Below are 20,402 nucleotides of genomic sequence, written 5' to 3' on the forward strand. Positions count from 1 at the left end.
ATGCCTGCGCCTACGCCCATTCGACCACCTCGGCGATGGCCGCGAGCGCGTCATGGCGCTCGAACTCCGCCTGCAACTCGGCCGCGCGCCTGCGGTGTCCGGGTTCGGCCAGCACGGTCCGCACGGCGTCCCGCACGGCTTCGGGCGACGGCCGGCCGGTCCGCAGATCGCGCCCCGCCCCGCTCCACTCGACGCGGGCCGCCACCTCCGGCTTGTCCTCCCCGTCCCCGCCGACGACGAGCGGCACCCCGTGCCGCAGGGCCTCGTGCACACCGCCGTACCCGCCGTTGGTGACCAGCACCGAGGCATACGGCAGGAGCATGTCGAGCGGGACGTAGCCGCCGATGCGCGCGTTCGACGGCACCGGCCCCGCCGCACGGACCTCGGCGGGCCCGTCGGCGCGTCCCGTGACGGCCACGACGAGGGCGTCCTCGTCGGCGAGCGCCTCCACCGCGGGCCGCACCAGCCGTCCGAGGTCCCAGTTGTCGAACGACCCCTGGGTGACCACGACGACCGGCCGCCGCGCCGACTTCACTTCCCCCCACCAGTCCGGGAGCGGCTGCGGCCGCGGGGGCGTGGCGGGCAGCGGTCCGACGAACCGGAACGAGCGCGGCAGGTCGGCGCGCGGATACTCGAAGCCCGGGACCGTCAGCTGCAGGTAGTGGTCCGGCGCGGTGACCAGCGTGTCGAGGAGGAAGCCCGGCAGTTCGACGCCGCTCTCTCCGAAGTTCTCCTCGATATGCCGCTGGGTGTCGGCGAAGACCTCCCTGACCTGGTCGTTCATCTCTCGGTGCCGCTTTTTCGCGTCCTCCCCCCGCAGCGGCGGCAGCCCGAACCCGATGGGGGGCGCGTCCTCGCTGAGCACGGTCGGCAGGGTGATGCCGAGGCTGACGGTGACCGGCCGATGCCCGGGCGCGGCGGACAGGGAGAGCGCCGTGGCCCCCCAGAAGTACGGGTCGCCGATCACGACGGACGCCGGGAACCGGCGGGCCAGCAGGGTGGTGAGCGCGCGGTACTGGGCGGCGGTCGGGTCGCCGAAGATGTGCTTCAGGTCGTACGACAGCTGCGCCGGTCCCGGCGGAAGGGCGGCGCGCTCGGGGAAGTACAGGTCGAGCTTGCGGTCGTCGAAGTCCGCCTCGGGCGGCAGCGCCACATGCAGGGCGCCGACGGCCCGCACGTCCTCGGCGAACCGGGCCCCGGTCAGCACGACGACCTCGTGTCCGCGCCGCACCAGGTCGGCGGTCACGGTGAGGACCGGCTGAACATGGCCGTGGAACGGTGCCGCGACGGCGATGACGAGTGTCATGGAGACTCCCTGGGTCGGGTGGGTGGACGGTGCCACGGGAGCGTAGAAACCCGGTGTGCAGAAGAAGTGGACCCCCTCTGACCTGCCCGCTGAACTGCCCGCTGACCTGCCCCTCGGGCCTGCCCGCTCAGGCCGGCCAATCGAGGTCGGTGACGCACAGACCGTGGTGTTTGTAGAGCCCTCGCACGGCCACCCGCAACGCGGTGTTGGGCAGCTCGGGCACTGCGGCGGGCCAGTCCCGGACGAGGATGTCCTGGAGGAGTTGGCGGTCGACGAACTCCTCCGACTCCGCCAGCTGGGCGAGGAAGTTGTTCAGCGTGGGCAGCAGCTGTGCGGCCCTGGGCGCGACCAGCCAGTACAGCAGCCAGAGGGCCACCTGGACGGCCCGGTTCTCCAGGCCGTCCTCGACGGCGGGGTCGGCGTGCCGGGGCCGGGGCCGCAGCAGCAGACGTTCGTACAGCAGGCTCCTGCACAGGTCGCCCAGCTCCGTGTCCGTGTAGTCACGCTCCCCCAGCGTGGCCAGGACGAGGTTCTGGGCCTGGCAGTTCAGCCGCGCCCCCAGGATGTGGACGAGGTCGGTCAGCGTCGCCTCGCTCAGGAGCCTGTCCTTGAGGTTTTTGCGCAGCTCGTCGGCGTGCGGGGGGTGCGGCTCCATCAGCTGTCTCACCAGTTCCTCGCGGACCCTGTGCTGCATCGGCTGCCTCGCCTTGAGGCGCTTCTTGGGCTTCGGCTGCGGGAGGACGTCCAGGAAGTGGATGTCGAACACCTCCTCCAGGATCGCCGCGCGCTCGTGCTGCGACAGCGGCGGGCCGTCCTGCCGGTAGGAGTCCGCGGCGCCGACGGCGGGCGGGCGTTCGGGCCGGGGCGGGACGGCCACGGTGGGCGCGGTGCTCGTCGGCGCGGCGGGCACCGGGGGCGGTGGTGGTGGAGGAGGTGCCGACGGTGGTGGAGGAGGCGGTGGCGGCGGCGGCTCGGTGGGCGGCACCGCCGTCGGACTGACGGGCATGACGGTCGCGACGGGCACGGCGGGTGCGACGGTCGGCCAGGAGTCCTCGCGCGGGTCCGGCGGCGTGGCCGTCTCGGGGACGCCCGGGTCGCCGATCTCCGGGTGGTGCGGGCTCTCGCGGCGCGGGTTTTCGCGGTGCGGGCTCTCGCTGCGGGCCGCAGTGTCGCGTCGTTCCGGCTCCGGCTCTGCCGTCGGCGCGGGCTCGGTCCAGAGGTGTTCGTCGACCCAGAGGCCCGGCTCGTCCTCGCCGGGGTTCACCTCCGGAGGGGAGGGGGCGGCGGGAGCGGCGGGCGGCCGGGGGGCCGGGGGGCGGGGGTGGAGGCGGGGGTGGCGGAGTTGGCCCGTCAGGGCGCCGTGGATGACGTCGTAGCGGTCCTCCTCCGGGAGGGACGCCGCGTCGGGGACGCGTTGCAGGGGGCGTGGGTACTTGTCCTGGGAGCGGGTGGTGAGCCAGTTGCGGTAGTGGGTGACCAGCTGCTCCGCGAGCTCGACCGCGCGGTCGCGGTCGGTGTCGGTGAGCTTGATGCGGCGCAGGTCGTTGTCCTGGGTGTGGGAGCGGCGCCAGTCCGGGACGAAGACCACGCGGTGCGGATGGGCGTCCGAGGTGTCGTAGGTGGCGTACGTCCAGCCGTCGTTGCCCAGCCAGTTGCCGAAGATGTCGCACAGGGCCCACAGGGCCGACAGGGCGGGGTCGGGGGGCTCTTCGTCGGTCTCGGCGCGGGCGCCGCGGGCGGCGTCGGCGGCCGACTCCAGGTCGCCGACGAGGGCCGACACCCGGCCGCCCGGGGTGCGTACGAGCTCGGCGACCAGGCGGACCAGCGGTTGCCGGATGTGCAGGACGCCGTCCTTCAGGGGGCCCTGGCGCCGGTCCGCCAGCTCCTGGACGGCCTTGAGGTCCATGCGCGGGATCGTGCCCCGGGCCTCGTCGAGCCAGCCGTCCTCCTTCCAGGGCCCGGAGCCGAGGGCCAGGCAGAGGCGGGCGGTGAGGGTGGCGGCCGGCGCCATGAGGGCGTGGCACACGGTGTTGCGGCGGCTGATGCCGTCGGTGTCCGGCATCCTGCGCAGCAGGACCGCCCGGTCGTCGTGGATCAGCCGCACCACGCTGGTGCGGCTGCCGCCGCCCTTCACCCGCAGCACCGAGCCGCGCTGTTCCACGAGTTCGCGTGCGAGGCGTTCCTCGCAGGAGTAGGCGACCGCGGTGATGCCGGCCCCGCGGGTGGGGCCCCGGTTGCCGGCCCACCGGAACACCATCTGGTCGACCACGCCGATCCCGTCGCTCACATCCCCACCTCGGCGGGACCGTCGGCGCCGGTGTCGGCGATCATGCCGCACATCGAGAGCACGGAGACCAGCGGTTCGAGGACGCGGCGCGGCCGGACCCCGTGCACGAAGCGGTCGTCGCGGTACTGGCTGCCGGTCGCGGAGGCGAAGTGCAGGGTGCAGCGCAGCACGGTGTCGAACGGCCGTACCCAGGCGGGTCCCGCGTGGTGGCGCAGGAACGCGTAGGCGTCGCAGCTCTCGGCGCGGAAGCGGGCGGCGGAGACCTGGGGCATGGCCGGTTGGGAGAGCCAGCGGTCGACCGGCGGTTCGAAGCGCAGCAGATCGCATTTGTTGATCACCACGGCCGCGGCGACCCCGAGATAGGTGCCGTGGCGGGGCAACCGGTCCAGGACGGTCTGGAAGGCCGGGTCGCCGCCGCGGGTGTAGTGGAACGCGCCGCGCAGCGGGTCGAGTTGGGCGTGCGGCAGGGCGCGCAGCGGATCGACGACGAAGATCAGCGCGTCCACGCCGAGCATGAAGCGCAGCAGGGCGTCGGTGCGCCGCAGGTCCTCGCCGCTGAGGTCGAAGAAGGCGAGCGGACGGGTTCTGCCGTCGGCGCCGGTGAGCAGCAGGGCCTCCTCGAAGGTGGCGGAGGTCTCCAGCTGCGGGGTGTGCTCCAGCATCCGGCCCGAGCGCAGCACGTCGACCTGTTCCTCCATGAACTCGCGGTGGTCCTGCGGGTTCACGGACTGCCAGGTGATGCCGTAGGGCTCCAGGCCGCCGTCGGTGATCTCGCCGATCATCTGGGTGAGCAGGTGGGTCTTGCCGGTCGCGGAGTCGCCGACCATGGCGACGGTGAGCGGGCTGCCGTTGGTGAGGTAGGGGACGGGGATGTAGTGGGGGGTGACGCCGTCGGTGTTGCGGCAGCGCTGGTAGGCGGAGCGCAGGGTGTCGGCCCGGCGCAGCGGGCTGGTCTGGCCGCTCAGGTCGAGGGTCTGGTACTGCTGGCGCTCGTCGCGGACGAACAGGTGGCGGTCGTCGTAGGAGACGACCTCCAGGCAGTAGGGGCAGAGCATGTCGGCGCCGGTCGGGCCGGCGGTGAACGGGCTCATCGGTAGCCACCCCTGTCGGTGCCGGCGGTCTCGGGATCGTGGGTGGTGCTGCCGCCGTAGAGCCAGGTGCTCGTGGCCTCGGCGGGGTCGGCGGGCGGCCGGGGTTCGCCGCGCCAGGGCGGCGCCGGGGGTGGTGCGAACGACGGGGCGGACCGCGGTGCGTAGGGCGGGGCGGACGGCGGTGGTGGGAGCGGGGCGCGGCGCAGCGAGGCGCGTTTGCGGAGCATCGCGGCGTCGAAGTCGCGCCGGCAGGGGTCGAGCGGGTCGGGCTGGGCGGCGGCGGGGAAGTCGGCTCCGGCGCCGGGCATGAGCAGTTGCAGCAGCGTTCCGGGCAGCGGCCGGTCGGTGGCGCGGGGTGCGAAGACCGGGGCGAGGGTCTGGGCGAGGGAGGGGTGGGCGGGGAGGTCGGCGGAGGGGCCGTCGGGATGTCCGGGGCGTCCGGTGACCAGTTGGTGCATGATCTGTCCCACGCTCCACAGGGCGTCGCGCGCGTCGGTGAAGCCCTCGCCGTGGCGCTGTTCGGGGGCGGCGTAGGGCGGGATGCCGTAGGGCCTGCGGGGGCGGCCGAGGTGGGTGACGGAGCCGAGGTCCCAGAGCTGGATGCCGTGGTCGTCCCAGCGCACGGCGGCCGGGACGAGGCCCTGGTGGACCAGTCCCACGGCCTCCATGAGCCGTACGGCGAGGACGAGATCGCGCTCGATGACCCGCTGCTGGCTGGTGGAGACGCCCTGGGCGAGGGCGGCGACCGAGCGGCCGCGGGGGGCGGCGTAGACGATGAAGGGTTCGGCGGCGTTGATGTCGTAGCCGATCGGCACCGGGAAGAGGCCGCTGTAGCGGGTTCCGGAGTAGGCGCGGTGCACGGCCAGGACGGCCGCGGTCTCGGCCTCGATGGCGGTCTGGGCCGGCTCGTTGGCCGACTCGGCTTCCGGCAGCCGCACCTGGAGGCCGGTCCGCTCGTCCCCGAACTGCACGCGCCGGCCGACGGCGGGCGGGCGGACCAGGCGCGGCAGGTCGGGTCCGAAGCGGACCTCGACCCGCAGCGGGGCGCCCTGCGGGGAGACCATGCTCAGCTCCTCGAACTCGCCGTCGGCTCGCGCGTTGTCGTCGTTCACCATGAGGCTCCCCCACTGTCGCCGTGCGACATCCGGCTGTCCGCCTTGTCGTCGTCCGCGGCCCGCACGCGGATCCGTACCGTCTCGACCGCCCCCGGGCGCAGGGCGGTCAGTCTGATCGCGCCGACGAAGCGACCGGACGACATCCAGACGGCGTCGTCGGGCGCGGACGCGAGCGCCGGACCCGGGCCCGGGCCCGCGGCCGGGCCGAGCGCGGTGCGTACCGCCCGCGGGGCGAAGCGGATGACGTGCATGGCCGTCGGGTCCCGGCTGAGCAGCGGGAGTTGGGCCGTGGAGCACAGCGAGCGCAGCCGGTCGGCGGCCTCGGGGGTCAGGGCCTCGCGCAGGGGTCGCAGGCCGCTGCCGAGCAGGGCCATGGCGTCACCGCGGCGGCGGCCGTGCCGGGCGAAGGGGGGCACGGCCAGCACCCCGCAGCGTTCCAGGTGGCGGCGGGCGGTGCCGAAGCCCTCGCGGACGGCCTCCGCGAGGGTGTCGGCGGGCCGGTGCGCGGTCGAGGCCGGTCCGGCGGCTCCCCAGAACCGGTGGAGGGCGTCGACGGTGGCGTCGGCGAGGTCGGCCACCAGCGTGGGCAGCAGTTCGGGGCCGCCGTCGGCGGTGGTGTGCACGAGCCAGTGCGGTGCGTCGGGGGCGGCGGGACGGCCGTCGGCGTGGGCCTGCGGCGGCTCGTGCGCGGGCGGTGGCTCGTCGAAGGCGGGGTCCTTGCGCCGGGGCACGTCGTCCCAGGGGCCCGCGTCGGCGGGGCGCTCGCTCCAGGGGTCCTCCGACCAGTCCTCGTCCGACCAGGTGTCGGCCGTCCAGGTGTCGGCCGTCCAGCCGTCGCCGGTCCGGCCCGCGCGGGCGGGATCGCCCTGGAGCGGATACGCGGCGGCGTCCGGCTGTCCGGGGACGGTCGGGGGGTGCGCGGTCCGGCTGCCGTGCGCCTCGGCGGCGCTGCGGCGCAGGACGACCGCGAGGGCGCGGGCGGAGTCGGCGCACCGGGTGCGTTCGTCGGCGGCCCACCACTGCCGGCGCATCGCGTCGGCCAGCACGGCGTCGACGCCGTCCAGGCCGTGGCGCAGCAGGGCGAGGCCGGTGCTCTCGCACCAGTCGTCCACGGCCCGCACCCAGTCGGCGCAGACCAGCAGCAGACAGGCCGAGGCGGCCACCGCCGCGCCGATCGCCCCGATCCACAGGGGCGGTTCCAGGAGCCGCCCCAGGAGGAACGCGCCGGCGGCGCCGAGGGCGACGGCCGCCGTGCGGGATCCGACGGCCTGGCGGATCGGGCCGCGCACGGCCGGGGCGGGGCGGCGGGCGGCGGCCAGCGCCCCGCCCGCCAGCAGCACCAGGACCGGTACGACGGCCAGCGCGAGGCCCGGCAGGCGGCCGAGCCCGGCCAGGGCGACGAGCGCCGCGAGCGCGGCGAGCCGCCCGGGTCCGGCGGAGGCGAAGCCGAAGGGGTGGGAGAGGCTGACCCGGCCGGGCAGCTCCGTCGGGCAGCGCTGGTCGAGGCGGGCGGCCAGGCCGGCGGCCGGGACCGTGGCGACCTGCTCGGACAGCGAGGTGAGCCGGCCGGCCACCGTGTGCAGGGCCAGGCCCCGGGAGAGCAGGCCGACGGCGAACGCGCCGAGCTCCAACTCGGCGGCGCGCTCGGGCCGCGCCGTGGAGCGCGGGCCGGCCGGCGGGGTGACCCCCAGCCGGTCGAGCAGGGCCGCGGACTCGGCGGGCGGGACGCCGGGTGCCCCGCTCTCGCGCAGGACGCGGGCGACGACGTCGCGGTAGCGGCGCAGGCCGCGGGAGGCGTCCTCGACGGCCCGGGGCAGGGCCTGCGCGGCGGTCTTGCCGGTGAGCAGCGCGAGCGGCCGGGCGAGGTCCGACCAGGCCGTGTCGGCGGCGTCCAGGGCCCTCGCGCAGGAGTCGCGTTCCGCGGCGACCGGTCCGTCGGGGCGCAGCATCCGCCGCGCAGGGGCGGCGGCGCCGTCCGGCAGCAGTTCGGCCAGTGCCCTGGGCAGATCCTCGGGCGCCGGGGCGGTCTCGACGCCGGTGGCCGGTGCGGCCGGGTCGCCGGCGAACCGGGCCAGGGCCGCGCGCCAGGCCCGGTCGCGGGCCTCGGCGGGCAGGTCGTAGGCGAGGACGTGGGCGGAGAGCGCGGCGGTGGCGGAGGGGCAGCGCAGGGCTTTGTCCAGCACCTCGTCGAACAGCTCGGGCGGGCGCAGCAGTTCGACCAGCAGGGCGACGGCCGCCTCGCTCTCGGCGGTCCGCACCGCGACGGGGCGCGGGTCCGGTTCCTGCGCCGCGCCGCTCGGGTCGGAGACCCACAGGACGGCGGCGCCGGCCGTGCCGAGCACGGTGGGCAGCCGCAGTCGGCGGCCCGAACCGGGCGCGCCGCCCGGTTCGGCCGCGGCGGGGGGCACGTCGCCGACCGCGACGCACAGCACCTGCGGCGCCGACGGGGCCGGGTGGCCCATGACGCGTTCGTAGGCGGCGGTGTGGGCGGTGAGGCCGACGGCGGTGTCCAGGACGAGCAGGCGCAGCGGTCCGGGTCCGCCGCGGCGGGCGCGGGCGAGCTGTTCCTGCGCCTTCCGCTGGGCGGCGGCCGGGTCGGCGGGGCGGCCCGGCGGCGGCCGCAGGTCGAGTACGCGGACGCCGTCGGCGTCGCCGTCGCCGGGCCTGACGTCGGTCACCGCGGGTCTCCCTTCCAGGGATCGTGCTCGCCCGCGTCGTTCCAGTCGTCCTGGCCGTCGCTGTGGGCGATCCCCCAGGGCGCCGAGGGGTCGGCGCCGGGCCAGGGCGGGTCGGCCGGGGCGCGGTCCGGGTAGGGCGGGTAGCCGACGGGCTGCTCGGAGACGGGGACCGTGCGGCCGGCGGTGGGCACCTGCGTCGGCCCGAGGGGGCCGCCGTGCTGCTCCTGCCGGGCGGCTTCGGAGCCGGGCCAGGGCGGCGGGGCCCCCTCGGCGGGCGCGCCGCCCGGGGGCGGGCCCGCCTCGGCGGGCCACCAGGGCGTGCCGTTCGCCGACCCGTCCGGGCCGGCCTCGGCGGCCCGACGGGACGGGTCCCCGTTAACCGCACCGGACCAGGACGGCGCGCCGCCCTGTGCCTCGGCGGGCGCGGGACGGTGCCACGGGTCCGCGGGCGCGGATGCGGGTCCGACACCGGGCGGCGACGTGCGGCCGGGCGGGCCCGCGGCCGCCGCGCCGGGCCAGGCGGGCGCGCCGGCCGGTGCCTCGGCGGGGGCGGGGCGGTGCCATGGGTTCGCGGGTGCGGGGTCGGTGCCGGGCGGCGTCCCGCCCGGGTGTTCGTGCCGGGGCGGGGGCGGGGGCGGTGGGGTGCCGGGGCGGCCGCCGATGCGGGTCCACTCCTCCAGCGCGCGCAGCGTCGACTGGACGGCGCGTTCCTCGTTGGGGAACGCGAGGTCGAGGGCGCCGGGGAGCGACAGGGACCAGAACTCGCGCAGCGGGCGCAGCCATTCGGCGATCCGGCCGCCGTACGTCCGCTCCCGTTCGGTCAGCAGTGTGAGCTGGAGCGGCGCGACTTCGTGGACCAGCTTGAGGTAGAGGGGCGACGGGCGGCTGCCGGAGGTGCCGAGACCGTTGGGGAGGGTGTTCATCAGGACCCGGCAGTAGTCCTCGACGATGGCGTCCTCCTCCAGCAGCGCCCAGCGCTCGTAGGCGCGCAGCAGGCTCGCCCAGCTGGACACGTCGTCGCGGTGGTCGTCGAGCCGGAGGGTGAGGCCGGGGGCCTCGGGGCCCATCTCGTCGTGCAGGCGCAGGGTGACGCGCTGCGGGGACGCGGGGTCGCCCTGGACGTCGACGCGGCCGTTCCAGATGACGCACAGCAGCCGCTGGAGGATGTGCCGGCGGTCGTCGGGGGTGCAGGCCAGCCAGTCGTCCTGGTAGCCGAGCCGTTGGCGCCAGCGCAGGACGTCGTCGTCGCGGCGGTCCTCCTGGGCGCGGGCCCATTGCCGCATGACCTCGCGGGCGCCGGGCACCTCGGTCAGGCTCATCTCGCTGCGGAACAGCACGACCGTGATCGAGTCGGTGTCCACGGGCCGGAAGACGATGCTGCGGCGGCCCTTGGGCAGGTGGAGGGCCTTCTCCAGGTAGTCCTCGATCGCGGTCCGGCCGCCGAGGGCGCTGGGGTAGGTGATGAGGATCTTCAGGGGGCCGTTGCCCTCGGGGGTGAAGCCGGCCGGGAGCAGGCCGGCCAGTTTGTAGGTGAACTGCTCCAGCGCGGGCTTGCTGACGCTGCGGGCGGCCTGGCCGTCGCCCACGGCCGCGGACAGCAGCGTGCCCATGCTGGGCAGCAGGGGCTGGGCCCGCTGCTGGGCGCCGGGCTCGGCGAACAGCTGCTCGACCCGCTTCTGCAGGACGGTCTTGACCTCCGCGACGGCGGCGGCCGGGTTGCGGCGGCCGGCGGTGAAGGCGGCCTCCCAGCGGTCGGCCGAGACCAGGTGGGTCAGCAGGTCGGCCTCGTCGCCGCCGCGGCCGACCTGGGCGCTCTCCACGAGACGGTCGATCAGGTCCTCGTAGAAGTCGCGCAGGCTGTTCTGCGGGGGCAGCAGATAGGAGACGCCGGCGCGGTCGTCGTACAGCTCCTTGAGCCCCGCGTCCCAGGCCCGCGGTTCCTCCTCCAGGTGCTTGCCGAAGGCCTCGGCGAGCCGGCCGAGGTCGTGCCGCAGTTCCTCCGCCGAGCGGCGCCAGCGCGGTTCCTGTTCGTCCCAGGCGCGGTGCCAGACGTCCTTGGCCCGCCACGCGTACCAGCGGTCCTGCTCGTCGAGGGCGGCGCGGACCTCCTCGTCGCCCCAGCGGGCCCGCGACAGGCCGCCGGCCCGGCGGTGGATGCGGGGCACGGACGGCGGCTGCACCTCGACGCCGGGCGGCCGGGCCGGTTCCTGACGGCGGTTCTCCAGCATCCCGAGGAAGCCGAGTCCGACGGCGCCGCTCTGGCCGGGCACGCCCTTGACGACCGTCTCCAGGCTCAACAGGTCGACCTTGCGCAGCAGTTGCTCGGCGGCCACCCGCGGCACGAAGGCGTCCGCCAGTGCGGGCGCCTGCCGCTTGAGGCGGGTCTCCAGGTCGCCGAGAAGCCGCTGCATCTCCTCCAGCCGGTCGCGCAGGGCCTGCTGGATCTCCGAGGTGCCCTTGGGCACCGGGTCCGGGTCGGGCACGGGAAGCGCCTCCCGTCGCCACACGGGCGCGATGCCGGCGGCGGTGAACATCTCCTGCACCAGGGCGCGGACGTCCAGGGAGGTGGGCGACGCGGTGTCGGTGAGCCGGCGGACGGCCAGGGCGAGCATCCGGGCCGCGACCAGTTCGGCGAGTTCGTCGAGCGGGGAGGTCATGGCAGCGACCAGGCTGGTGGAGATGCCGCGGTGGCCGATGCCGGTGGCGGAGCGGGTGCGGCGGTCCACCTCGGCGTTGATGAAGTTGGAGGAGAACGTCTGGTCGTCGTGGTCGGCGCCGCCGGCCGCCGACTCGCCCAGGTCGGTGCCGATCAGCGACATCACCAGGGAGACCATGGAGCGGCGCAGGTCGTCGGGACGGATGCCCGCGGTGGGGCTGAACAGGAACGCCGTCGGGACGGTGCCGGTGCGCAGCCGCACCGGGTGCATCTGCGGGTAGCGCATGGCCGTCGGGTCGGATCGGCCGGTGTCCCCCAGGTTGGCCTTGGGGTCCGGCACGTTCTGCTCGTCCACCAGCCGGGACAGGTCGACGACGGCCCGGGCGGCGTTGAGTTCGGCCCGGCGGCCGCCGCCCTTGCCCGGCGGGAACGCCTTGGGCATGACGACCAGCGGGTACACCCGGGCGGACAGCCGCTTCTCCTTGAAGACCTGCCCGATCAGGTACAGGTAGTCCAGGAAGATCCCGGCGCCGGTGCCGCCCGCCACGGAGAACGCGACGAAGACGTCGCAGCCGTTGAGGGGTCCGCCGCCCAGCTCGCTGAGTTCGCCGCCGGACAGGCCGATCGCGTCGATCGCCCGGCGCAGCGGGTCGAGCACCGGGGCCGGGCCGTCGCGCAGGGTGGCGAACAGCGCGGCGCGGCCGACGGTGGGCAGTTGTCCCGCGCCGCTGCGCAGCGGGGTGACCTTGGGTTCGTCGTCCACCGGCGGCAGCCAGCCGGCCACCTCGGTGCGGAGCACGGCCCGGAGCATCTGGGTGACCTCGGGCGAGCTGTCGAACTCGGCGGGCAGCAGGTCGTGGCTGGCGCGCGCGGTGCGGGAGTACGCCTGGCGCAGCGCCGGGTCGGCGCTGAGGTGGGGCAGTTTGGCGAGTTCGGCCTCGCTGTAGTCGGCGTACACGAACTGGACGCAGTCGGGCAGTTGGTGCGGGAGGCGGCGGCCGTCGCCGGTGAGGGCGGTGCCGTCGGGCCCGCACAGTTCGGCGCGCAGACGGCGTTCGAGCTCGGCCCCTACCAGGCCGCCCGTGCCGCCCAGGCCGACGAACAGCATCGGCTGGAATATCTTCATCGGTGCGATCCCCTCTGCCCGGGCGGCGGTTCGCGGCCCGGCAGCGTGTCCGTGTGGCCCGGCCCCCTGGTGCGGGCCGGTGGTTCGAGGTGTGCGCGACGGCGGGGCCGCGGGTGGTGTCCGGGCCCCGCCGTCCGGTCACAGATCGGGGTCGTAGCGTTCGGTTCCGGCGGCGGGCACCCGGGTGGTGTCGTCGTGGACGGTGCGTCCGCCGGCCGGCCCGGACGCTTCCTGGCGTGGCCCCGGTGTCGTACGGCCCGGGCGGCCGGGCCGGTCGGCGCGGGCGAGCCCCGGGAGCGCGAGGCGGGGCAGGCGCAGGCCCGCGCCGAACGCGGGTCGCCGGACGCGGCCGCGGGACGAGTCGACCTTGAGCCGCAGCCCGTCGGTGAGCGGCGCGGTCCTGCCGTAGGAGACGGGGATGCCGGCGCTCTCGGGGGTCTGCAGCCGGGCCATGCGCTGGGCGTCCCGCCGTACCGCGAACCGGCCCTGCCGGTCGGGCACCAGCCGGGGGTCGGTGCCGCTGCCGGCGACGACGCCGAACCGGTACTCGGGGCCGTCCGTGCGCACCTGGATGGTGCTGACGGGCCGTTCGCCGTGTCCGTCCTCGTCCGGGACGAGCAGGGTGAGGACCAGTCCGCGGACGTTGTGGACGCGTTTGCGTTCGAGCAGTTGCCAGCCGGTGACGGCGGTCGCGGCGGCCAGCAGCAGGCCGAGGGACAGGAGCAGGAGCCAGTGTTCCTCCGGCCAGTCCGGCGGCGGAGTCACCCGCAGGGTCAGCAGCCGGGCGTCGAGGACCCGTGCGGGCTGCCCGGTGTCGTAGACCACGATCTTGGCCGAGAGCCGGCCGGGGGCGACGCCGGTCCCGACGCGCACCTCGGCCCGCACGGTCCGGGTCTGTCCCGGCTCCAGGCGTACGCGGGCCGGGGTGACGGTGAGGTCGCCCCCCGAGCTGTCCTCCAGGATCAGGTGCAGGACGCGTGCCGCGGCGGATTCGTCGGACGCCTTGAGGGTCAGCGGCACGCTGTCGCCCGGGTGCAGGGTGGCGTCGGAGACGCCGAGATGGGCCTGCACCTGCGCGTTGACTCCGGCCACTCCGGTGACGAACGGCCGGTGGTCGGCGGTGAGTCCGACGGCGGTGAGCACGCCGGTCACCTTCAGCCGGTCCTTCGCCGTCCGCGGGACGGTGACGGCGCCGGTGAACCGGCCGTCGCCCGCGTGTTCGTCCTTGCCGCGGCCGTCGTCGGCGAGCGGCACGCCCTGGGGGGTGAAGCCGGCGCCGTCGAGGGTGGCGGAGACCTCCAGCGCGTCGAGGTCGGCCGGGTCGCTGACCGGCCGGCCGTTCCAGGTCTGGAGCTGGAGGCCGACGGTGGCCCGCTCGCCGGGGCGCGGCGAGGCGGGCGTCATGACGATGGACGAGCGCAGCGCGCCGCGCCACTGCACGCCCACGCTGGCCAGCTGGTCGCGGTGGCCCTCCGGCGCGCTCAGGTCCACGGTCCAGATGCCGGGGCGCGGGGCGACGACGCGCAGCGACTCCACTTCCTGGTCGGCGCCGGTGCGCCGGTAGGAGGACACGCCGTCGTCGCGGGTGCCGTCGATCTCCTCGCCGCCGGGGGCGCGGATGCGCACCTTCACCGCCGCGTCGCCCTTGGACACCACGATGGTGGCCAGGGTGGCCAGCGGCGAGATCCGCAGCCGGAAGGTGGCGGGCGGGGTGTCCTGGTGAGTGGGGTCGGCGATGAGACAGCGCGCGCTGGCGAACGCCTGCTGGACGGCCTCGCCCAGCGCGGCGGAGTCCGCGACGACCCGGGAGGCGGGCTTCGCCTGTGGCAGGTCGACGCAGGCGCCCTGGTAGCCGCCGGCCGCCATGGCGCGCAGGGCTTCCGGGTCGGGCGAGCCGAAGCCGAGCGGCCAGATCTGCACCTTGGCCTGCCTGGCCTCGGCGAGGGCCCGCTGGAGCTCCCGTTCGCCGTTGGCCTCCCGGCTCTCCGCGTCCGCACCGTAGGCGGGGCTGTCCGAGACGTCCAGGACGCCGTCGGTGAGCAGGAAGAGGATCCGCGGGCCGGTCACCGACCCCTCGGAGAGGCGGGCGATGCCCTGTCGGACGGCGGCCGGGAAGTCGGTGCCGGTGCCCTCGCCCTTGCCGCGCCGGTCGAGCTTTCCGACGCAGGCGGCGATCTTCTCGCGGGCCACCTCGGTCAGGGCGGTGGTCGGGCACACCTCGTCGACGGCCTGCTGTGCGTCGTTGTCTGCGCTGGCGAAGCCGAGCACGGTCAGCCGCGAGCCGGTGGATATCTCGCCGAGCGCGATGCGCTGCGCGGCGTCCCGCTCGCGGTCCACGTCGTCGGCGCTCAGGCTGTTCGACTCGTCGACCGCCACGGCCAGGTTGATCGGGTCCGGCGCGGCCGGAGCTGTGGCGGGGCCCGCGCCCGCGGCGCCGGGCGCCGGACCGGCGGCGCCGATCAGCAGCGCCGCCGTGATCAGCGCGGCGGCCGCCCGGACACGCGCCCGTGCGGTGGAGCGACGCACCCGAAAACGTATCGAACATTTGCCCACATACCGGACATCATTGCTGGATGGATTCCCCACGTACCCCACGTTCTCCACGTTCCCCACTTCGTCTTCCGATGCGGTCCCGGTCCCGGACCCCGTCCCGGACCGGTTGATCAACCGACCAGCAACCCGACCGTGGCGCACACCAGCCCCGTGAGCGCCGAGAGGATCCCCCACCGGATCCACCGGTACTTCGCGGCGAGGATGGCGCTGACGTCGACCGCCTGGGTCAGCAGCCAGACCACCGGATCCCGGCCCGCCCGGGCCGCCTCCGCCCGGATCCCGTCGATGCCGTCGTCCCGGTGCAGGGCCAGGACGTCGGCGTAGTAGGTGAGCCCGGGGCCGCTGCGCCGGGTGCCGCTGCGCGGCAGGACCGCGTGGACCAGCGCGCCGACGCCGGTCAGCCATCCGACGGCCGCGAGGGCGAACAGCACCGGCGCGGTGGTCGTACGCCAGTGCGGCAGGCCGGTGATGCCCACGACCAGCGTGGGCAGCGCGATCACCAGCGTCAGCAGGAAGGACGCCTTGGCGTCGGCGCGTCCCGCGTCCTCCCGGATCACCGCCAGCAGCCGCGCCGCCACGAACTCCGCCTCGCCCTCACCGGCCATCGCCGTCGGGCCCTTCCGGAGCGGCGTTCCAGTAGTCGTCGTCGCGTCGCCGCCGCCGCGTGCTGTCCGGCGGGTACGGCTCCGGGGTGTACGACTCGGGTGGGTACGGCTCCGGGCGGTACGGCTCGGGCCGGTATGCCGGTGGTTCCGGCCGGTCGGGCCTCGGCCAGGGCGGGGTGTCCTCGGGCTCCGGCTCCGTGCGGGCGCGCGGCGGGGGCTCCGCCGTCGGGAGTTCCCTCGGCGGCGGCACGAAGGGGCCGGGCACCGCGGGGCCGGGCACGGCCGGGGGTGCGAAGCCGCCCTGGGTGAGCGAGGCGAGCACCCTGGTGCGCAAGAACGCCTCCAGCTCGGGGCTCGTGATCCGGCCCTGTTGCAGCATGCGGAGGAAGAACTCCTGCGTCTCGCGCCGGCCCTGGGCCTCGTCCTCCCGCATCATGGCGATGACGTCGGCCACGTCCTCCCGATTGCCCATGGCCATCAGATAGGTGAGCCGGCCTTCCGCCGAACCCGTCGGCAGCTTGGCGAACTCCTCCAGGCGGCGGGCCGCCGCGTCCCGCTGCGCGGCCTCCTCGCGGGCCTCGGCGACCTGGCGCTTGCGCATCTCGTCGGTGTCCACCTCGACGAACAGCCGGGTGTGCAGGCCCACATCGGCCCCGAAGTCGGCCCAGCGGTCGGTCTCGGTCTCCGCCAGGATGGCCTGGTTCGCCCGCTGCACGTCCTCCACCGCGAACCGGCCGGAGACCTGCCGCAGCCGGGAGACGATCTCCGGGCCCAGGTCGCTCTCGATGCTGGCCAGGCGCACCCGGGCGACGCGTTGGTAGTCCGTCACCTCCCAGCGCAGGGTGACCTTCGTCGGGAAGAAGGTGGCCCCGTTCGCCGTCGGCAGGTCGACGGTGAAGACGGTGGTGTGCCGTCCGCACGCTATCTCGCAGACGCTGACCGGACGAGCCCGGTAGCGCCGGGGCACGAGGTGCTCCGTGCCCTGCACGGTGACCAGGCTGGACCCGCCGCCGTCGTAGTAGACGATCGAGGCGATCTCGGCACTCGTGTGCTGGAACTTGGCTCCCTGCAACATCCGTTCACGCAGATAGGGCCCGATGACGGTGCCCGGCAGACCGGCCGGCTCCGGCTGCGGTTCGTCGCTCACTGCTGTCCCTCTCCCCGGCCGCGCAGGCCTGCCCCCACCGCGTCGAGCACCTGGCCGACGAAGCGTTCGTCCATCGGCTCTCCCGGGTCGGCGGCCATCGCCTCCAGGACCCAGCCGAGCCGCTGCCAGTCCCGCTCCTCACGGACGAGGAGGGGGAGGAACCACACGAGCGCCCGCAGCAGTTCGCCGTCCGCCGCGTCTGTCGCGTCTGTCGCAACCGCTGGAGCCGCCGCGGCCGCTGTCGGGGCCGCTGTCGGCGCCGCGTCCTGTTCCGCCGCGCGCAGCCACGAGGACAGTCCGTCGAGGGCGCGCTCGCCCGAGAGATGGCTGTCGAAGACCCGCCAGAGCAGTCCGGCCAGCGGACCGGCCGCCTCCGGCACCGTGACGGCGAGCGCGAGCGCCAACGGCCAGTCCCGCAGCCGGCCCAGCTCCGCGTCGACGGCCGCGACGTCCGCCCGGGGCACGGCCGGGCGGTCCGGGACCGTCCGCCACATGCCGGGCAGCCGGACGGTCGAGGCCGCCCGGCCCGCCGACCGCGCCGCACCCACCCAACCGGGGCGTCGGGAAGGCCGGCCCGCACCGGCGGGGCCGGTCCGGGCGTCCCGGCCGGCGGGTTCGCCGCCACCCCCGCCACCGCCGCCGTCACCGCCGTCCGTGTCGCCCGCGACTTCCTCCGCGTCGGGGCTCTCCGGTTCCCAGTAGTCCTCACCGACGGCGGTGCACAGCCGTACCCCGGTCAGCAGGGCGAGATCACGGCGCTCTCCGGCGACTTCGGCGGCCCATTCGTCCAGCAGCGTCAGCGCCTCGGCGGCCCTGCTGCCCGCGGCCAGCCGGGCCAGGGCGTAGGAGGCGACCTGGAGGTGCCTGCCCTCGTCCCGGGTGCCGAGGCGGCCGAGCAGTTCCACCGCGGTGCGGGTGTCGGGCTCGACCCTGCCGTGGCCGAGGGTCAGGGCGGCCGTCCAGCGCAGTCCCGCGTCGTCGGCGTGCGCCCATTCCTCGACGACGGCCCGGACCGCGCTCCGGTAGGGCTCGCGGCGCCCGGCCTGGTCCAGGGCGGTGGCGGCGGCGTACCGCCTGCGGGGGGAGCGCGCGGCGGCGAGCGGAGCCACCAGTTCGACGAAGCCGTAGCCGGGATCGGCGGTGCACAGTTCGCCGGCCGCCAGGGCGGCGCGGACCCAGACCTGCGGCCGGGGGTCGTCGGCGAGCGCGCGCAGCCAGCGGACGACGGGCCCGCGGGCCGCGTGATGGCTGTGCCACACCTCGGCCAGGACCGCGCCGGCGAAGGCGTCCCCCCGGTAGCGGACGGTGCGCACCGGCAGCGGCACTCCGGCCAGGCTCTCGTCGTCGGTCCGCCCGAACTCGGCGCGGGCGGCGGCGAGGAGGCCGTCCCAGTCCTCGGCGAAGACCGGACGTCCGGGCTCCTCGCCGGGGGTCCGGGCGGTCAGCAGTTCGCGGGCCAGCAGGTCGGCCGCGTCGGCCACCGAGCTGAAGGCCTCGCCGTCCAGGACCGCCAGGGCCACCCGGAACGCGGCCTGCCGCAGCAGGGCGTGGGCCGCCTCCTCGGTCGTCGCCGCCGCCTCCCTGGCCCCGGCGAACCAGGACCGGGCCTGGGCGCGCGCCACCTCGCCGCAGCGGTCCAGGAGTTGAGCCCTGGTCAGTGGGCCGCGCAGGTGCCGTACGACCAGCCCCGCGAGTGCGTCGGTCTCGGCGGGACGGAGTTCGTCGAGCGGGATCCCGAGCGCCTGGCGCAGCAGCGGGTGGCGCAGGATCCGCTCGCCCTTGTCGAGGGTGTCCGGGCCCGCTTCCGCCTCTTCGGCCGCGAGGCGTCGCAGCAGGTGCCAGGAGAGCAGTTCGGGGGCGGGCGCCGACGGGCAGCGCAGGGCGTGGCGCCCGGTGAGCAGGGCGCCCGCCGGGGTGGACGGCGAGGCGACCAGCACGGCGTACGCGTCCCGCCGGGCGAGGGCCGCGGCCAGGGCGCCCAGATGCGCCTCGCTCGGCGCGGTCCAGTCGCCCGGTGCGTCGGGCAGCTGGAGGACGAACCCGCCGCCGGGGGCCACGCGGGCGGCGACGGTGGCGGGGTCGCGCAGGATGTGCTCCAGCGACGCGGCGTCCAGGCGGGTCACCTGGCCGGGGGCGAGCTCGGCGTGCTCGCCCGGGGCGGCGGGCGGTTCGGGGGTGTCACCGGCCGGTTCGTGGATCGCGTCGGCCGGCTCCTTCCGGGCCTGCTGCCGGGCGTCCCTGGTCAGCTCCTCCAGCAGGCACAGTGCGGTGGTCCGGCGTCCGGTGCCGGGCGGCGCCACGAGGACGAGCACGCTGCGCTCGCGCAGCACCTCCTTGAGCGCCTGGTAGCCGTCGGGAGCGCAGTAACTCCGGCTGAGTCGGACGAGTTCGTCCTCCGGCACCTCGCCGAGGACGGCGGAGCCGGCGTCGCCCGCGCCCAGGTAGACGTTGCCGAAGTGCGCGTAGCCGATGCTGCTGCGGTCGAACACGCTGCTGTTGCCGCGCACGGTGAAGCGGGCGCGCCCTTCGGAGCGGGACCGGCTGACGGCCCGGGCGCCGCCGGTGGCGCCGTCGGCCGCGACGGGGTCCTGCATCGCCTCCCGGAAGCGCTCGCCATCGCGCCGCTGCTTCTCCTCCCACTCCGCGCGGGCCCGCCGGGCGGCTGCGTCGTCGTCGCTGTCGCTGTCGCTGTCGCGGACCTTGGCGTGAGCCTTGTCGTTGGCCTTGGCGTTGGCGTAGCCCTTGTCGTCGAGGTCGCCTGGCCCCCGGTCGCGGTCCCGGTCGGCGGGCTGCGGTGGCGGTGGTGACGGCGGCGGTGGCGGTGGCGCGGCGGCGACGTCCGCGGGTGCCGCCGCGGCGAGGCCCTCCGGGCTCACCTGGTCGCTCCGTCGCCGGTGCCGCGTCCCCCGAAGTGCGTCGGCCCGTGCAGCACGGAGTCCGTGACGACATAGCTGTCGCCCTCGACGTCGATGTCGAACCGGCCTCCCGCGCCTGCCGCGCTTCCCTCGCCGTCCGTGCGGTCGGGCTCCGGCGTCCGGCCCGCTCGGGACGGCGCGGCGGCGGGCTCGGCGGCGGCGCGCTGCTGCGCGAACCCCTCGTCGCCCGGCACCGCGGGGAGCGGCCCGCCCGGGAGGTGGAACCAGGCGGTCGTCGGGCCCTCCTTGAGGATGACGGGCGCGGCGCGGTAGGCGAGGGGCTCGATGAAGCGGCCGCCGTGCCTGACCACGTCCTGGTAGAGCCGCTCGCTGACCACGCAGACCAGGTCCCGCCCGGAGCGCTCCAGCACCGCCCGGGTGACCTCGGCGTCGGCGAGTCGGCAGACCAGGTCCATCGCCTCGCCGGCCAGGCCGTTGTCGTCCTGTGCCACGGGGCCGACGTGCAGGGCGACCCGCAGGGCCAGCGGCCGGCTGCGCTCCTCGTTCAGGGGTCTCAGCCCCTGGTGGACCTCGGCCAGCCAGGACCCGATCAGCCGGGCCGGCGGCACCCGCGCGTCGAGGGCGGCGATGAAGCCGTCGCCCCGGTCCTCCCGGTGGATCAGCGCCGGGCCGACTCCCACGGCGTGGAAGGCGTTGTCGGTCAGCTCGTAGAGGTCCCGGCGCATGCGCAGTTTCGCGCCATCGGGCAGACCCCCCGATCCCCGGACGTCCACACTCATCAAGAACTTGTAGACAGCACTGCCCGCCACCCGCATCGCCCCCATGCTGCGTGAATGGGCATCAGCATTCCGGAATCCGGAGGGGCTGGATGTAGCCGTTCACACATTGCGATGCTCCAGCGGGAGCATGCCGGGAGGTGCGCGCCCCAGGCGCACGAAGCCATCCCTTTTTCACCACTTCAC

General features: G+C 75.7%; 11 protein-coding genes. All 11 read right to left on the reverse strand.

Going from position 1 to position 20,402, the window contains the following annotated elements; translation table 11 throughout:
* Window positions 1–10: 10 nt before the first annotated feature.
* Window positions 11–1,306, reverse strand: coding sequence for a nucleotide disphospho-sugar-binding domain-containing protein (locus tag ACWCPF_RS23425; protein ID WP_451047002.1), 1,296 nt, complete (start codon window positions 1,304–1,306; stop codon window positions 11–13).
* A gap of 127 nt (window positions 1,307–1,433) precedes the next feature.
* Window positions 1,434–3,593: a hypothetical protein gene (locus ACWCPF_RS23430; RefSeq protein ID WP_451047003.1), complete on the reverse strand. Its 2,160-nt coding sequence runs from the start codon at window positions 3,591–3,593 to the stop codon at window positions 1,434–1,436.
* Window positions 3,590–4,684 (reverse strand): TRAFAC clade GTPase domain-containing protein, encoded by a 1,095-nt coding sequence (locus ACWCPF_RS23435; protein WP_451047004.1) that lies wholly within the window; start codon window positions 4,682–4,684, stop codon window positions 3,590–3,592. The genes ACWCPF_RS23430 and ACWCPF_RS23435 overlap by 4 nt, the downstream gene beginning before the upstream one ends.
* The gene (locus ACWCPF_RS23440) at window positions 4,681–5,799 is read right to left on the reverse strand and encodes a hypothetical protein (protein WP_451047005.1); all 1,119 of its coding nucleotides are present in this window, start codon (window positions 5,797–5,799) and stop codon (window positions 4,681–4,683) included. Before ACWCPF_RS23440 ends, ACWCPF_RS23435 begins: the two co-directional genes overlap by 4 nt.
* Window positions 5,793–8,477, reverse strand: coding sequence for a hypothetical protein (locus tag ACWCPF_RS23445; protein WP_451047006.1), 2,685 nt, complete (start codon window positions 8,475–8,477; stop codon window positions 5,793–5,795). Before ACWCPF_RS23445 ends, ACWCPF_RS23440 begins: the two co-directional genes overlap by 7 nt.
* Window positions 8,474–12,259, reverse strand: coding sequence for a tubulin-like doman-containing protein (locus ACWCPF_RS23450; protein ID WP_451047007.1), 3,786 nt, complete (start codon window positions 12,257–12,259; stop codon window positions 8,474–8,476). The genes ACWCPF_RS23445 and ACWCPF_RS23450 overlap by 4 nt, the downstream gene beginning before the upstream one ends.
* A gap of 138 nt (window positions 12,260–12,397) precedes the next feature.
* The gene (locus ACWCPF_RS23455) at window positions 12,398–14,785 is read right to left on the reverse strand and encodes a VWA domain-containing protein (protein WP_451047008.1); all 2,388 of its coding nucleotides are present in this window, start codon (window positions 14,783–14,785) and stop codon (window positions 12,398–12,400) included.
* Between the two features lie 137 nt (window positions 14,786–14,922).
* Entirely contained in the window at window positions 14,923–15,417 is a 495-nt protein-coding gene (locus tag ACWCPF_RS23460) for a Pycsar system effector family protein (RefSeq protein ID WP_451047009.1), read from the reverse strand.
* Window positions 15,407–16,564 carry a hypothetical protein gene (locus ACWCPF_RS23465; protein ID WP_451047010.1) on the reverse strand — a complete coding sequence of 386 codons (1,158 nt, stop codon included), beginning with the start codon at window positions 16,562–16,564 and terminating at the stop codon, window positions 15,407–15,409. Before ACWCPF_RS23465 ends, ACWCPF_RS23460 begins: the two co-directional genes overlap by 11 nt.
* Window positions 16,561–19,440: a hypothetical protein gene (locus ACWCPF_RS23470; RefSeq protein ID WP_451047011.1), complete on the reverse strand. Its 2,880-nt coding sequence runs from the start codon at window positions 19,438–19,440 to the stop codon at window positions 16,561–16,563. Before ACWCPF_RS23470 ends, ACWCPF_RS23465 begins: the two co-directional genes overlap by 4 nt.
* Entirely contained in the window at window positions 19,437–20,219 is a 783-nt protein-coding gene (locus ACWCPF_RS23475; RefSeq protein ID WP_451047012.1) for a hypothetical protein, read from the reverse strand. Before ACWCPF_RS23475 ends, ACWCPF_RS23470 begins: the two co-directional genes overlap by 4 nt.
* Between the last annotated feature and the right edge of the window lie 183 nt (window positions 20,220–20,402).

The organism is Streptomyces sp. NPDC001858 (assembly GCF_053594615.1).